A 15,042-nucleotide genomic window follows, 5' to 3' on the forward strand; every position below is an offset into this window, starting at 1 on the left:
ATAAACAATTCTAAATGTAATTTCTGGTACTTTTTAAATTTTATTAAAATTTATAGAAAAACATGTTATAATGATTCTGGTGAATGGCCAAGAAAAGAGATATAGGAGGATTATCTATGAAAAGAGTAGCAGTTTTAGTATCTACAATTGCGATAATAGCATCCTTAGCTTCCGGATGTAGCAGTTCATCAGCTGAAAAACTAACAGGTGCTAATAATGCGCCAATAGCAATTGAAAATGGAGAAGGGATTAAAAGCCCAATTGACCTTAAAGAAGAAATTGCAAAAGTTACAGAGAATAAAGAAGCTATAAAAGAAAATGACAACAAGGTATCAGAAGATAAAACGTCTACAAGTAATGAGGATCAAAAAGAAGTAACTGAAACTAATAAACAAGAAGTTGCTGTGCAAAATAATGATGAATGCATTACTGATACAAATGATTGGACAAACGTAGTAACTCAAGTTAAAAAACCACAAACGACTAAACCAGTAGTGACAAGACCAGTGGTTACAAAACCAGTGGACAAGCCAGAAACTACTGCACCAGTAGCACAACCAGAAGCTCCAAAACCAACTACTCCAGAAAGTAATGTTGGACAAGCTGGAGATTCACAAGTAAATGAATTTGAAAAAGAAGTAGTAAGACTTACTAATATTGAAAGATCAAAACAAGGATTAAAACCATTAACATTAAATGTTGAATTAAGTAAGGTTGCTAGGATAAAGTCTAAGGATATGGTTGATAAAAAATATTTTGATCATAATTCACCTACCTATGGATCACCATTTGATATGATGAAATCCTTTGGAATTTCTTACAGAACAGCAGGAGAAAATATTGCCTATGGACAAAGAACTCCAGAAGAAGTTGTAAAAGGATGGATGAATTCACCAGGACATAGAGCAAATATATTAAATGGTAACTTCACTGAAATAGGTGTAGGTTTCTACAATAATTATTGGACACAAATGTTTATAGGAAAATAATTCAATTATTAATTAGAAGGGCTATCTCAAATTGTATTTTGAGATAGCCCTTTATTATACAGATGAATATTTTTATGGAAATGATATGAAAAATTAATATATAGATTATACTAAGAGCATTTTTTCTTTAAATATAAGTTCAATATAAGGTTAAGTGAGAGGCTAAGCAGGATAACTATAAATACAAGATTATTGGCATAATTAGTATTACCTGATTCTACTGAAAAGTAAATAGCTAAGGGAATGGTTTGAGTTTTACCAGCGATATTTCCCATAACCATAAGTGTTGCTCCAAATTCTCCAAGGGATCTGCAAAAGGATAATATAATTCCACTAATAAGTCCTGACCAACACATGGGAATCATTATATGAAAAAATACTTGAAATTCCGAGGCACCCATAGTGCGGGCTGCTTCTATATAAGACTTGTCTATACTTGTTATTGAAGATTTTACGCTTTGATACATAAGAGGAAAGGACACTATAACAGCTGCTATAACTCCTGCACTAGTTGTAAATATAATTTGTAAATTAAAGCTTTCATATAATAGCTTTCCTAAAGCGCTGTTTTTACTAAGAACTATGAGTAATATATATCCTATAACTGAAGGAGGAAGTACTAAAGGAAGGCTTAATATAGTTTCAATAAAATCTTTCATTAAAGTGTTGTTCTTCCAAAGAAGTTTTAAGACAATTAAGCTTAGTATAAGAACTATAGTTGTAGATATAATGGAAATCTTTAAAGATAAAATTATTGCATTACCCATAGTAAGTGTCAAACCTTTCGTATAAATAATAATTATTAGAAGCTTTCATATGACAATGATAAGTATTAATTAATAATTAAATCCGTGCTTCTCAAATATCTTTTTACTAGATTCTTCATTTAAATAATATAGAAATTTCTGAGCCTCTTGTTTGCTTTTAGAGTTTGTAAGTATGCCGCATTTATAAACTATTTCACTATGACTTTGTGGTGGAATGTTTACAATGCTTATTTTATCTTCTTTACCTAATGTATCTGTTTTAAATACTATTCCACCATCTACATTTTGTGTAAGTACGTAATTAAGGACATCTTTTACAGTTCTTCCATAAACAATAGTACCCTTTAAATTTTCAAAAATGTTATAATAATTAAGAGTTTCAAGCCCATATTTGCCTGCTGGGACTGTTTCTGGAGTTCCTATGGATAACTTGTCTAGCTTTGTTTTACGTAAATCTTCAATAGATTTAATATCTCCATGGTTTTTAAAACTTTTATTTATTATAAGAACTATCTCATTTTTTATGGTGTATTCTCCTAAAGTTTTATCTATTATATTAGATTTTAAAAGTTTATCATAGTTATCCTTATCTGCAGAAAAATATATATCTACAGGTGCACCTTCTTCTATTTGTTTTCTAAGGGTGCCCGAAGCAGCATAATTTATGTTTATTTTAATATTGTTTTCTTTTTCAAAATTACTTTTTATTTCATTTAATGGTTCCATAAGGCTTGATGCAGCTGATACCACTAGAGATTTATCGGTTTCTTTAGTGGATGAGCTACCACAGCCTATAAATATAAAAAAACAAGATATAAATAAAATACAATTTAAGATATATTTTTTCATAAAACCACTCCTTAAATTTATAAAATATGGGTATATTTACTTGTATTATATCACAGTATTTTATAAAAGGTAATTTTACTAAGATTAACATAAAAATATGTAGTAAAATATTCATTTCACTTTTAAGAGTATATAAATTATAATAAAATTGAGATATTTTTAGATAATGGTGATTAACAAAGTATAAAATTTGCACTTAGGAAAGTATTGACTAATTATTAACTATATAACTATTAATTTAAGCGTAGCAGAGGGAGATAACAATATGTTTGATTCAAAGTTAAGTACATTACCAAATGGTTTAAATTTGGTTTCTATAAAAAAAGATACACAGGTATTTTCGCTTCATGCAGGAGTTAAGATAGGTTCTATATATGAAGAAGATGATGAAAAGGGAATTTGTCATCTTATTGAGCATATGCTTTTTAAGGGAACTGAAAATAGAAGTAATGAAGTTATAAATAAGGAGTTAGAAGAATTAGGTGGAGAGTATAATGCCTATACAGATCTCGAGTGCACGGTTTGCAGTGTAACTGCCTTAAGTGAAGAGCTTGAAAAGTCGCTAGAGATAGTAAGTGATATGATTTTAAATTCTAATTTTCCTGAGGAAGAGTTAAAAAAGGAAAAAGGAGTAGTTCTAGCAGAGATAAGGACAAGCAAAGATGATGTAGAAGATTATAGTTTTAAAAGAATAAATGAGCTATCATACGTTAATAGTCCTTTAAAATATGATACTTTAGGTACAGAAAAACATGTGAAAAGTTTTACAAGAAAAAAGCTTATAGATTTTTATAAAAGTCACTATATACCTAATGATATGTATGTAAGTATAGTGTCACCTTATGATCATGATTTTGTATATAAATTAGTGGAAAAGTATTTTAAAAATGCTGAGGCTAAGGAAAGTATTAGTAAAAAGGTTAATGTAGAAGCAAATATTCCTGGCATCCACACATCATATAAAAAGGATATAGAGCAAAGTACGATTATTTATTTATTTACTTTTCCAAAGCTTACTAAAGAGGAAGAAATGGCTCTTAAGATATTAAATCATAAATTAGGGGATAGCGGCAATTCTATGCTATTTAGAAATTTACGAGAAGACAGAGGACTTGCTTATGATGTGTATACAAATCTTGATACTACTGATTATGTGAGATCTTTGTATATTTACACTGCAGTTGCAGAAGAAAATATAAAAGAAAGTATTAAAGTTATAGATAAGTGTTTACAAGATATAAATGAGGCAAGAATATCATTTGATGATGCAACTATAAATCTTATGAAAAAGGTGTTAAAGACCGGAATCGTATTTACATTAGAAGATCCTACCGACTTAAGTAATTACGTAATACATCAAATGATTGACGGAGAAAGTATACAAGGATTTTTAGATGATATGAAAAAAATTGAGGAAATTAAGGAAGAAGATATATATAAAATAGCGCATACTGTACTCTCAAATCCAACTATTCATATTTTAAAGAGTAATAAATAATAGTTAATGATTATTAGGTATTGATTGTAGCAACAAGGAGGATGTTTTGGAACACATTATAACAAAGATTGAAGTACAAAAGAGAAATAAAAATAGAGTTAATGTTTATGTAGATGAAGATTTTTTATTTGCATGTAGTGCAGAAATAATTTATAATTATGGACTTAAATCTGGAGAAAAAATAGATATAGATAAGATAAAAATCATAATTGAAGAAGATAATTATATAAAGTGCAAAAATGACGCTTTGCATAGTATAGAAAAGGCTTATAAGACAGAAAAACAAGTTGTGCAAAAGCTTTTAGCAAAGGGGTATGAAAAATCAACCATAGAGAAAGCAATTTTATTTTTAAAGGAGTACAACTTTTTAGATGATAGTAAGTTTGCTGATATGTATGTAAAAGAGAAATTGTTAAGTCAGGGAAGAAATAAAATAAAATATTCTTTAATGCAAAAGGGATTAGATGAGTCCTTGATTAAAGAAAAACTTCAAAATATAGATAAGGAAAAAGAAGGAGATTCTCTAGAAAGAATAGGTATGGCAAAGTATGAGCAGCTTATAAAAAGGGAAGAGGATACTCGCAAAATATATAAAAAATTAGGGGACTATCTTATGCGGAGGGGGTACCCTTGGGACGATGTAAAGTCCTTTTTAAATCGTGCTTTAAAGGAAGCATCTCAATTAGATTAAAGAAAATATCTAAAATTAATCCACTGTGCTAATTGCGACGCAATCAAGGATTTCTGCAAATTATGAAAGGGAGGGATAACATGTTGAAAAGTGTGAATCCAATTACTTTAGCTTTGATTTTGGTGTTTATATATCCAATAATTAAGGGATTTGTATTTAAGTTCTCATCTAAAAGTTTAAAATTTGACATACAAGAAATAAACAAAAGTATATCATTTATTATATCGCTGCTTCTAGGTGTAGTTTACGGAAAAAAACTTTTTATTCAGCATGATACAGGAGTATATAAAAGACTGTATGAATCAATACCTCCTAATATATTAGAGTATATAGAAGGTAAACCTTTTATAATATATATATTTATAATACCTGCAATCATGATGATTATATATAGGATAGCGTTATTTATACTTAATGCCTTAAATAGCATAACATCCTATCCTCTTTTAGATGGAATAGAAAGTTACTTAAGGCAAAAAAATAGTTTTTTCAAAAGTATAGTAGGGGGAGTATTTCAGTTTCCTAAGGCTATATCCTATATTTTATTTGTTACTTTAGCATTAAATATAGCATCAATATTTTATACAAATGATTCTTTTAATAAGTATTTGGAAAATTCTAAGGTTTATAATTATGTATGTAAAACTACAATAATTCCCGTAACAAATTCAAATCTTGCAAAGAAGCTTCCAGAAGTTATAAATAATTCATTTAAAATAGTTGTAAAAGAATCAAGTAATTCAACAAATATAGACAATCAGTCAAAGAGAACTGTTGTATATTATAATGGTGTAACTTTAAATGAAGGAATAAAGTCTAATAAGCAAATAGATAACTTTGCAAAAGAGCTTGTATCTAAAGACAAAACAAGTAAAGATAAGGCAAAAACATTATATACCTGGGTTGGTGAAAATGTAGAGTATGATTATGATAAAGCATACAAGGTTTTAAATAATAATTTTCAAGTAGAATCAGGGGCAATACCAACATTTGAGACTAGGGAAGGAATATGTTTTGATTATGCATGTCTTTATGTGGCTATGGCCAGAGCAAATGATATACCAGTAAGGTTAGTTACAGGACAAGGATTTAATGGAGTAAGTTGGGTAAGCCATGCTTGGAATCAGATATATATTGCTGAGGAAGATAAGTGGATAAATGTAGACCCTACATTTTATAAGGGTGGAAATTATTTTAATAGCAAAAGATTTGATTTAGATCATAAAGATGCAAATATTGCAGGAGAATGGTAGAAGCAGGGCGTTTACGAGCAAAAAGAAAGAAATTCTGTGGGAGCAGAATTTCTAATTTTTTCTATATTTTTTCATAATTATATTTATAGCTTTTTCGCAATCTTTATCTTCGTTGTCTAGTGCCCAGGCGGTATTAAAATATATTAAAGCTTTTTTATTATCCTTTAACATTGCATAACAGTATCCTAAATTAAAAAAGTATTTGCTGTCCCTTTTTAAGTTTACTGCAGATTTTAAAAGAGGAATTGCATTGTTATAATCTTTAAGTTTTATAAAACATACTGCAGAATTATATAAAGAAGCTGCTTCGTTTTCTTTAACAAGTATTGATTTTTGATAAAGGGATATAGCTTTTTTATACTCTTTTAAATTATAATAATCATTTGCCTCTTGAAAGTAATTCATTAAAAACTTCCTCCTTTGGTTACATTTCCTCTAGTATTAATATATTTTATATAACCTTTAAATATTACATTAGAAATAATAACCAAAATGGGGAAAAATATTCATGATTTATCTGCGAGATTGAGTATTAAATTTTTTTTCTATTAGAGCAACAGCTTCATACATAATATAGGCAAGTACAGAAAGTATAATTATACTCATCATTACCATATCAAGTTGAGAAATTTGTCCTCCAAATATTATTAAGAATCCTAAGCCGTCCTTCGCTACCAAGAATTCTCCCATTATAACTCCGACCCAAGAAAGACCAACATTTATCTTAAGAGCAGAAACTAAAGTAGGAACAGATGCTGGTACAATTAAATGAGAGAGTATCTGCCACTTATTAGCTCCAAAGGTTTTTAAAAGTTTTATTTTATCTTCATCTACTTCTTTAAATCCATTCAATACACCTATTATTGTTACAACTATGGATATAAGTAATGCAACCATTATTATGGCCTTCATTCCATTACCTACCCAAAATATTATGATAGGTGCTAATGCTACCTTAGGAAGAGCATTTAGAACTACAAGATAAGGATCAAGAACTTTGCACCAAAAATCCGACCACCATAATAGTATTGCTACAAGAGTTCCAAGCACAGTACCAAGCAAAAATCCGACGGTTGTTTCAAAGCAAGTAACCAATATATGCTTAAATAATGTGCCTTCACTGTATATTTTTAAAAGGCTTTTCCACATCCTTGATGGGGTACTGGTTAGGAATGGGTCTATCCATTTTAGCTCACCCGCAATTTCCCATAACGCAAAAAATAATATTAATATGAGAAGCCTAGTTAAAGTAATTTTCCATTTGTTTTTTTTGATATTTTGAATATAATTTTCGCGCTCTTTGTTAAAGTCAATCATTAGGAATTCAACTCCTTCCAAAGTTCATTGAAGTACACTCTAAAGTTTGAAGCTTCTCTACATTTTAATGGTGATTTACATTCTAAATCAGAAAAACTTATCTCTAATTCCCTCTTAATCTCAGCAGGTCTATTAGATAAAACTATTACTCTATCAGACATGGAAATTGCTTCTGATAGATCATGAGTTACCATAATTATTGTTTTTCCTTCTTTTTTCAATATATTATATATATCGTCACTTACATTAAGCCTTGTTTGATAATCCAGTGCAGAGAAGGGTTCATCTAGTAGAAGTACTTCAGGAGTTAAGGCAAGAGTTCTTATGAGAGCAGCCCTTTGACGCATTCCTCCAGAAAGTTCTTTAGGATAATGGTTTTTAAAATCCCATAAATTATAATCTTTTAAAAGCTGATCTATTTTTACTTTTCGTTCTTCTGTTAAATTATGTTGAATCTTTAAACCAAGTGTAATGTTGTCCCATACTGTTAGCCAATCAAATAGATGATCTCTTTGAAACATATATCCAACTTTAGAAGAAACCTTATCTACCCTTTCAGCATCTATAAATATTTCTCCAGAAGATGGCTTTAGAAGTCCTGCTATTATATTTAAAACTGTTGATTTACCACAGCCAGAAGGACCAACTATACTCAAAAATTCACCATCTTTTACATTAAATGATATATTGTTAATTGCCATCGTAGAATTTGATAAAGAGTGATAATTCATGTATATATCTTTAACAACTACTTTATCCACTAAAACCAACTCCTTAATATTTTCAATCAGTAAAGTTATATTTTAGTATATGTGAATAAAGACTAAAGTGATAATGAATATTAAGTTAAATGCAAATCTCATACGGGAGATTAAACATTAAAAATGTAATGATTACCCCAAAATGTTCCATAAAAGTAAATGGCAAACTATATAGACTGATTATATGAAGAAATTATTAGTTTTACACTCATTAGTTCAAATAATTTATGGTATATGATGCTTTTAAATCTAAAAATACAGGAGTACAATAAACAAATAAATATGAAAATGTTAATAAGAATGGTGAAAATTATAATGATAATTATATGAATGGGGTGAATATATGCAAAATGCAATTAAAAGTATTATATCTATAGATAAAGAAGCGGAAAAATTAAAAATGCAAAAGGAAGAAGAATTAAAGAGTAAGAAGAGAGAAGCCGAGGAAAAAGTAAAATTACTATGGAAGAAAACGGACGAGGAAATTCTTAAGATAAAAGAAGAGATTATAAGCAAAAATAAACTTGAAGAAAAAGCGATAATAGCAAGTATTGAGAAGGAATTAGAAGAAAAAGAAAAAAAATTTAAAAATAAATATGAAAAAATAAAAAATAAGGTGGTAAAGGATGCTATAGAAAATATTGTTGCCTTAACTAAGGAGGAATAACTATGAGAAGTGTTGCAAGTTTTGCAGCAGTTAATACTAAGGCAAAGGCACTTAAGGGGAAACTCCTTACAAAAGATCAATATGAGGAACTTATAAACGCCAAAGATTATGTACAGGCCATTAGTTATTTGAAGGAAAATACAAATTATAAAGAGGCACTAAAGAATTATAATATACAGGATTTGCATAGAGGACAATTAGAAAAAATATTAAAAATATATTACACTAAAAGTTTTTATAAGTTCAGTCATTATCTCAGAGGTGATTATAAAAATTTAATAAAAGTGCTTTTTATGAAACTTGAAATAGAAGATTTAAAGGTAATACTTAGAGGTAAGTATCTGGGGAGAGAGAAGGAAGATTTACAATCCCTTATGGCCTATAAAAATCCGTTAAGTGAAATAAATTATGATGGTTTAATCTCAGCGAGAAATATTGAAGAAGCTACTGAAATACTTAAGAATACAAAATATTATAATCATATTTTTCCACTGATTAATTCTATAAAAGAAGAGGGTATGTTTAGAGTAGAAATGTCACTGGATTTTTCATATTTTAGTGAACTTAGAAAGATTGAAGAAAAAATTCATAAGGAAAGCCGTGAAATCCTTAAAAGTATAATAGGTGTATACAGTGATCTTTTAAATATACAATGGATCTTTAGAGGTAAAAAGTACTATAATATAGCACCAGAAATTTTATTAAACTACACAATATATGATGGATATAGGCTTCACTTAAAGGATTTAAAAAATCTCTGCTATTCAAAAAATATGGATGAACTATTCACTTTGATAAAATATACTCCATATATAGAGGTGTTTGGAGAAGGGAAAAAGGACGATCACTTGATAGAAAGCGATATATTACGGTATATGAAAAATTTGTACTTAAAATACGCAAAAGAAAATCCTATGGATATATCTATAGTGGTCTCTTATTTAGAATTAGCTCTTTTAGAAATAAAGTATATAGTATCAATAATTGAAGGCAGAAGATATTCATTAGATTCACAAGAAATCCATAGATATATAAGTGACTGTTAAAATTTAGGAGGTGGGGATTTGTGTCCGTAGAAAAAATGAAAATGGTAAACATTATAGGAACTATGGATTTGCTTGAAAATGTAGCTAAACAGGTTGTGCTTTTTAATGGATTGCATCCTGTAAATGCTATGAATGAAATAGATACTACGGATTTTACTATTTCTGCTACAGAGGATAACTTAGAAAAAATTGTTGATTTAAATTATGTAAAACCTTATGTGCATGAAAGAGACTATACACCTATTGAAACACATATAAAAAGAATTTTAGAAATTGTAAATTTTAAGGAGAGCTTTCCGGTACAAGAAAAAGAACTTATTTTAAATTATGAAGAACTTTTAGATAAAATAGCAAGGATAGATGGGAAGTTTCAAGAGATTTATAAAAGGTTACTGGATAAAAAAGAAGCACAGGAAAAAGTAAAGCTATTTTTAAATAATATATCCTACTTTAAAGACATAGATGTACCTTTGCAAAAAATAAAAAATTTAAGCAATTTCTATGTGGAAGTATACAAATTAACACTGGAAAGTTCGCATAAATTAAAGATTAATTATGAAAATATACCATCTATGGTGAAGAAGGTATATAAGGCTAAGGATTATAGAGTCGTAATAATCATAACTCCTAATATGCTAAAAAATGAATCAGACAGAATACTGAGTTCTTTAAACTTAGAAACTGTTGAAATGCCATGGCAATATGAAGGAACACCGCTTCAAATACAGGAAAAACTAAGGCAGGAGTTTAATGAGCTGCAAAGAGAAATATTAGAACTAGAAGCACAGATGAGGAAAATATATGAGGAAAATAAACAAGAAATAAATATACTCAATGTAAGCTTAAGACTTCAGCTTAAAACTTCCGAACTTAAGGATTATGCTGCATGTACAAATGAATTTTTTTATCTTTGTGGGTGGGTTTCGGAAGAGAAAATAAAAAATCTCAATAAGAAGTTAAGTAATTTTGGGAATAAAATAATTATTTTGAGCAAAGAAGCTAATGAAATAAAAAATAAAACTACAGTCCCACCAACAAAGCTTAATAATAATTCTATTGTAAGGCCTTTTGAGGTTATGGTAAATATGTATGGTACTCCATCCTATGATGAAGCAGATCCTACATTATTTTTAGGGATTAGTTATATGCTTATATTTGGAGCAATGTTTGGGGATGTAGGGCAAGGACTTGTATTTTTGATTGCAGGATTATTTTTAAAGTATAGAATGAGAAGAGTAAATTTAGGAGGAATACTTGCAAGGCTAGGAATAAGTTCAGCTATATTTGGGTTTCTGTACGGAAGTGTATTTGGGTTTGAAGATGTAATTCCAGCAGCATTTATAAGACCTATGGAAAATATACAAAATGTTTTAATTATGGCAGTGATATTTGGATGTATGCTTTTAATAGTAGGATTTATATTTAGCTTAGTTAATAACTTTAAAAGAAAAGACGTGGAAAATGGGGTGTTTGGGAAAGATGGAGTAAATGGTCTTTTATTTTATATGCTTTTGCTTTACTTTGCATATTCAAAGATTTTGGGGATAAATACATTTAGAACTTCGGCATGGATGGTTTTATTTATAGCAATGCTTATGATGATGGTATTTAAAGAACCTTTAGCCAATTTAGTAACGGGAAAAAGACCATTTTATAGTGAAAGTAAAAGTGATTACTTTATAGAAGGAGGATTTGGAGTATTGGAGACTCTTCTTGGAATGTTTTCAAATACCATATCCTTTATAAGGGTAGGAGCTTTTGCATTAAATCATGTAGGATTATTTATAGCATTTAGTTCACTAGCAAACATGATGAATTCTGAGGCAGGGAGTGTATTTATGTATGTTTTAGGAAACATCATAATAATTGGACTTGAAGGGCTTATAGTATTTATTCAGGGATTGAGGCTGGAATATTATGAACTATTTAGTAAGTACTACGAGGGGGCAGGCACGGAATTTCAACCAATAAAACTTAATAATAGTAAAAGTTTAATTAGTGAAAATAGTTGAATTTATAATGAGGAGGAAAAGTAATGTTTTATTTATTATTAATTACATTTTGTATAGTTTTAGGGACAATAACTTATGGATTTACAGAAAAAACTAAAAGGGATTTAGATGGAAATAAAAAAATTAAAAAAATACTTAAGATAAATCTTGGAGCATTCATTCCAGTTATAAGTGCTGCAATAATATTTATGATACCAGACATAGTAAGTGCAGCAGAAACTGCTTCAATTGCAACTGCGTCAGGAATGGGCTACATTGCAGCAGCATTATGTACAGGACTTGCAACAATAGGTGCAGGCTATGCAGTAGGTGTAGTGGGCTCTTCAGCGCTTGGTGCAGTATCAGAAGATCCTAAAATATTAGGTAAAACACTTATATATGTAGGACTTGCAGAAGGTATTGCTATATATGGACTTATAATTTCTATAATGATACTTTCAAGACTATAACTTAAGGAGTTTACAATTATGAAAGCTTTTTTAATAAGTGATAATGTAGATAGTCTTGTAGGACTTAAAACAGCAGGAATAAGAGGAAGTGTGGTTCATAAAAGAGAAGAAGTATTAGAAGTATTAGAGGATTTATTAAAGGATAAAGAAATAAGTACTATAATAGTTACAGAAAAAATAGCAGAGCTTATTCCAGGGGAGTTAAGCAAAATAAAATTATCTAAATTGTTACCTCTTGTGGTAGAAATACCTGATAGACATGGTTCTAAAAAAGAAGAAGACCATCTTTTAAATTATGTAAAAGAAGCTATAGGGTTAAAACTTTAAAAGTTTGAGGTGATATATATGACTACTATTGAAGATAAGTTAAAGTTATTTACTAAAATAGTGTTTAATGAAATAGATGAGCAGTATAAAAAGCAAGAGGAAAAAAATACGAATGAAATAAATCAAATTATATTGAGCGAAAATGAAAAAGTAAAGAACTATAAAAATAAGACCATAAGAGATATAGAAAAGAAGATTACAGCAAAACAAAGAGAAGAGATATCTAAAGTTAAAATGGAGATGCAAAGAAAACTTTTAAATACAAAAGAAAAAATAATAATAGAAACAATAGAAGAGGTAAAGAAAGGATTAAAGGAATATAGCAGTACAGAAGAATACAGAGATTATTTACTGAGCGAAATTAAAAGTTTAAAAAACCATGAAGTACCTGAAAGGTTTATTTTATACTTATCAGAAGAAGATATTGAGAAATATAAAGAGGATATACAAACAGAGCTTCAGGACATTTCACAGTCCTTTAATATAAAACCTTCAAGAGTTCCCATAATTGGAGGCTTTATATTAGAGGATGAAAATAAGAAATTTAGAATAGATAATAGTTTGATTTATAAAATAGATAAATTAAAGGAAGTAGTAGGTGCTAAGGTTATGGATCAATTGAATGAGGAGGCATAAAATCTTATGAAGGAAGGAATAGTAATTGGAATAAATGGTCCTGTTGTAAAAGCCTCAGGTATGAGTAAATTTCAAATGAGAGAAATGGTAATGGTGGGGGAGCGAAAACTTATAGGAGAAGTAATTATATTAGAAGGAGATATAGGAACCATACAGGTGTATGAAGAAACAGGAGGGCTTAAAGCAGGAGAAAACATTGTATCTACGAATAGGCCGTTATCGCTGAAATTGGGACCAGGCATTATAGGAAATATATTTGATGGAATAGAGAGACCGCTAGAAAAGCTAAATCAGCTATCTTATGGATTTATTCCAGAGGGTATAGGACTGATTTCTCTAGATAATGAAAAGCTTTGGGAAGTTTCTATAACAGCTAAGACAGAAGAATATTTAAAATCTGGTGATGTATATGCTGAGGTTCAGGAAACTCCACTTTTAAAGCATAAGCTTATGGTTCCACCAGGTGTGGAAGGAAAAGTTGTATGGGCAGCGGAAAGTGGTAATTATAATATAGAGAAAATAGTTATAAAGCTATTAAAAGATGAAAAGAATTATGAACTTCCTCTTTATCAAATGTGGCCAGTAAGAAAACCAAGACCTGTAAAAGAAAGAAAAGCACTAACTGTTCCACTAGTCACAGGACAACGAATATTGGATACTTTTTTCCCTATAGCAAAAGGAGGAACTGTTGCAATTCCAGGGGGATTTGGTACAGGGAAAACTATGACTCAACATCAGCTTGCAAAGTGGTCTGATGCTGATTTAATAGTGTATATTGGCTGTGGTGAGAGAGGAAATGAGATGACAGAGGTTTTAGAGGATTTTCCCAAATTAATAGATCCTAAATCAAATATGCCTTTAATGAATAGGACTGTTTTAATTGCAAATACTTCAAATATGCCTGTGGCAGCAAGAGAAGCTTCTATTTATACTGGAATTACAATTGCTGAATATTTTAGAGACATGGGATATCATGTTGCTATAATGGCAGATTCAACATCACGTTGGGCAGAAGCACTAAGAGAAATATCTGGGAGACTGGAGGAAATGCCAGCTGAAGAGGGATATCCAGCATATCTACCTACAAGAATTGCAGAGTTTTATGAAAGAGCAGGTTATGTTGAGAACTTAAATGGAACGGAAGGGTCTTTGACGGTTATAGGAGCTGTATCGCCAGCTGGAGGAGATTTTTCTGAACCTGTAACTCAGAATACAAAAAGATTTGTAAGCTCATTCTTAAGTTTAGATAAGAGACTTGCATATGCAAGGCATTACCCAGCTATAAACTGGCTAACAAGTTATAGTGGATATATTTCTATGCTTTCAGATTGGTATGAGGAAAATATTTCGGACACAATGATGGAAATAAGAGGTAAAGTACTTAAGATATTATTCGAAGAAGATAAACTTCAAGAAATAGTAAAACTTGTAGGAGAAGATGTGCTGCCAGATGACCAAAGACTTATTCTTGAAGTTGCAAAGATTATAAGAATTGGATTTCTTCAGCAAAATGCCTATCACAAAGAAGATACTTTTGTACCATTAAATAAGCAATTTAAAATGCTAAATCTTATAAATGTTTTATATGAATGCTCAAGTATAGCAGTAAAGCAAGGTATTCCAATTTCCAAAATAAAAAATAAAGATTTATATGAGGAAATCACAAAAATAAAATATAATGTACCAAATGAAGATTTAAGCAGTATAGATTTATTGGAAGAAAAGGTTGAAAACTTTTATAAAAAGCTTATAGAGGAATATGGCAGAGAGGAGGCGTAGA

The 15,042-nt window shown here is 29.6% G+C and carries 16 protein-coding genes; 11 read left to right on the forward strand and 5 right to left on the reverse strand.

Annotated features, from left to right (window positions below; genetic code table 11):
- Positions 1-116: 116 nt before the first annotated feature.
- The gene (locus JOC70_RS07230; RefSeq protein WP_243429069.1) at positions 117-989 is read left to right on the forward strand and encodes a CAP domain-containing protein; all 873 of its coding nucleotides are present in this window, start codon (positions 117-119) and stop codon (positions 987-989) included.
- A gap of 110 nt (positions 990-1,099) precedes the next feature.
- Here the strand turns inward: JOC70_RS07230 and modB are convergent, their stop codons facing one another.
- Together modB and modA are read right to left on the reverse strand one after the other, a co-directional pair.
- Complete coding sequence (modB, locus tag JOC70_RS07235; RefSeq protein WP_204598217.1) at positions 1,100-1,756, reverse strand: molybdate ABC transporter permease subunit; 657 nt, start codon at positions 1,754-1,756, stop codon at positions 1,100-1,102.
- Positions 1,757-1,825: 69 nt separating this feature from the next.
- Positions 1,826-2,605: a molybdate ABC transporter substrate-binding protein gene (modA, locus tag JOC70_RS07240; protein WP_204598218.1), complete on the reverse strand. Its 780-nt coding sequence runs from the start codon at positions 2,603-2,605 to the stop codon at positions 1,826-1,828.
- Between the two features lie 265 nt (positions 2,606-2,870).
- On the opposite strand from modA, the gene JOC70_RS07245 reads away from it, so the two are divergent.
- The 3 genes from JOC70_RS07245 (at position 2,871) to JOC70_RS07255 (ending at position 6,047) form a co-directional block, all read left to right on the forward strand.
- Positions 2,871-4,103 carry a M16 family metallopeptidase gene (locus JOC70_RS07245; protein WP_204598219.1) on the forward strand — a complete coding sequence of 411 codons (1,233 nt, stop codon included), beginning with the start codon at positions 2,871-2,873 and terminating at the stop codon, positions 4,101-4,103.
- A gap of 46 nt (positions 4,104-4,149) precedes the next feature.
- Positions 4,150-4,794, forward strand: coding sequence for a recombination regulator RecX (recX, locus tag JOC70_RS07250; RefSeq protein WP_207755246.1), 645 nt, complete (start codon positions 4,150-4,152; stop codon positions 4,792-4,794).
- Positions 4,795-4,874: 80 nt separating this feature from the next.
- Positions 4,875-6,047: a transglutaminase-like domain-containing protein gene (locus JOC70_RS07255; RefSeq protein WP_243429070.1), complete on the forward strand. Its 1,173-nt coding sequence runs from the start codon at positions 4,875-4,877 to the stop codon at positions 6,045-6,047.
- 51 nt (positions 6,048-6,098) lie between these two features.
- On the opposite strand, the gene JOC70_RS07260 is transcribed toward JOC70_RS07255, so the two are convergent.
- From JOC70_RS07260 to JOC70_RS07270, 3 genes are all read right to left on the reverse strand, one after another.
- The gene (locus tag JOC70_RS07260) at positions 6,099-6,452 is read right to left on the reverse strand and encodes a tetratricopeptide repeat protein (RefSeq protein WP_204598221.1); all 354 of its coding nucleotides are present in this window, start codon (positions 6,450-6,452) and stop codon (positions 6,099-6,101) included.
- A 108-nt stretch (positions 6,453-6,560) separates the two neighbouring features.
- Complete coding sequence (locus tag JOC70_RS07265; protein ID WP_204598222.1) at positions 6,561-7,364, reverse strand: ABC transporter permease; 804 nt, start codon at positions 7,362-7,364, stop codon at positions 6,561-6,563.
- Complete coding sequence (locus JOC70_RS07270; protein WP_204598223.1) at positions 7,364-8,125, reverse strand: ATP-binding cassette domain-containing protein; 762 nt, start codon at positions 8,123-8,125, stop codon at positions 7,364-7,366. Before JOC70_RS07270 ends, JOC70_RS07265 begins: the two co-directional genes overlap by 1 nt.
- 343 nt (positions 8,126-8,468) lie before the next feature.
- Here JOC70_RS07270 and JOC70_RS07275 point away from each other — a divergent pair, with 343 nt between their 5' ends.
- The 7 genes from JOC70_RS07275 to JOC70_RS07305 are packed head-to-tail and all read left to right on the forward strand — an operon-like array spanning position 8,469 to position 15,041.
- Positions 8,469-8,792, forward strand: a complete 324-nt coding sequence (locus tag JOC70_RS07275; protein ID WP_204598224.1) for a hypothetical protein — start codon at positions 8,469-8,471, stop codon at positions 8,790-8,792.
- Between the two features lie 2 nt (positions 8,793-8,794).
- Complete coding sequence (locus JOC70_RS07280; RefSeq protein ID WP_204598225.1) at positions 8,795-9,838, forward strand: V-type ATPase subunit; 1,044 nt, start codon at positions 8,795-8,797, stop codon at positions 9,836-9,838.
- A 20-nt stretch (positions 9,839-9,858) separates the two neighbouring features.
- Positions 9,859-11,850 carry a V-type ATPase 116kDa subunit family protein gene (locus JOC70_RS07285; RefSeq protein WP_204598226.1) on the forward strand — a complete coding sequence of 664 codons (1,992 nt, stop codon included), beginning with the start codon at positions 9,859-9,861 and terminating at the stop codon, positions 11,848-11,850.
- 23 nt (positions 11,851-11,873) lie between these two features.
- Complete coding sequence (locus JOC70_RS07290; protein WP_204598227.1) at positions 11,874-12,299, forward strand: ATP synthase subunit C; 426 nt, start codon at positions 11,874-11,876, stop codon at positions 12,297-12,299.
- Positions 12,300-12,317: 18 nt separating this feature from the next.
- Positions 12,318-12,626, forward strand: a complete 309-nt coding sequence (locus tag JOC70_RS07295) for a V-type ATP synthase subunit F (RefSeq protein ID WP_204598228.1) — start codon at positions 12,318-12,320, stop codon at positions 12,624-12,626.
- A gap of 18 nt (positions 12,627-12,644) precedes the next feature.
- Positions 12,645-13,262 (forward strand): V-type ATP synthase subunit E, encoded by a 618-nt coding sequence (locus JOC70_RS07300; RefSeq protein WP_204598229.1) that lies wholly within the window; start codon positions 12,645-12,647, stop codon positions 13,260-13,262.
- A gap of 6 nt (positions 13,263-13,268) precedes the next feature.
- Entirely contained in the window at positions 13,269-15,041 is a 1,773-nt protein-coding gene (locus JOC70_RS07305) for a V-type ATP synthase subunit A (RefSeq protein ID WP_204598230.1), read from the forward strand.
- Position 15,042: the final 1 nt, after the last annotated feature.

This window comes from Clostridium pascui, from assembly GCF_016908015.1.
In the GTDB taxonomy this organism is placed as follows: domain Bacteria; phylum Bacillota; class Clostridia; order Clostridiales; family Clostridiaceae; genus Clostridium_AK; species Clostridium_AK pascui.

Bases quoted from the DNA above. Each gene is read 5' to 3' on its own strand.
- JOC70_RS07260 (WP_204598221.1), bottom strand. From the start codon at position 6,452: ATGAATTACTTTCAAGAGGCAAATGATTATTATAATTTAAAAGAGTAT.
- JOC70_RS07245 (WP_204598219.1), top strand. From the start codon at position 2,871: ATGTTTGATTCAAAGTTAAGTACATTACCAAATGGTTTAAATTTGGTT.
- JOC70_RS07255 (WP_243429070.1), top strand. From the start codon at position 4,875: ATGTTGAAAAGTGTGAATCCAATTACTTTAGCTTTGATTTTGGTGTTT.
- JOC70_RS07295 (WP_204598228.1), top strand. From the start codon at position 12,318: ATGAAAGCTTTTTTAATAAGTGATAATGTAGATAGTCTTGTAGGACTT.
- modA (WP_204598218.1), bottom strand. From the start codon at position 2,605: ATGAAAAAATATATCTTAAATTGTATTTTATTTATATCTTGTTTTTTT.
- JOC70_RS07300 (WP_204598229.1), top strand. From the start codon at position 12,645: ATGACTACTATTGAAGATAAGTTAAAGTTATTTACTAAAATAGTGTTT.
- JOC70_RS07265 (WP_204598222.1), bottom strand. From the start codon at position 7,364: ATGATTGACTTTAACAAAGAGCGCGAAAATTATATTCAAAATATCAAA.
- JOC70_RS07275 (WP_204598224.1), top strand. From the start codon at position 8,469: ATGCAAAATGCAATTAAAAGTATTATATCTATAGATAAAGAAGCGGAA.
- modB (WP_204598217.1), bottom strand. From the start codon at position 1,756: ATGGGTAATGCAATAATTTTATCTTTAAAGATTTCCATTATATCTACA.
- JOC70_RS07280 (WP_204598225.1), top strand. From the start codon at position 8,795: ATGAGAAGTGTTGCAAGTTTTGCAGCAGTTAATACTAAGGCAAAGGCA.
- JOC70_RS07230 (WP_243429069.1), top strand. From the start codon at position 117: ATGAAAAGAGTAGCAGTTTTAGTATCTACAATTGCGATAATAGCATCC.
- JOC70_RS07305 (WP_204598230.1), top strand. From the start codon at position 13,269: ATGAAGGAAGGAATAGTAATTGGAATAAATGGTCCTGTTGTAAAAGCC.
- JOC70_RS07290 (WP_204598227.1), top strand. From the start codon at position 11,874: ATGTTTTATTTATTATTAATTACATTTTGTATAGTTTTAGGGACAATA.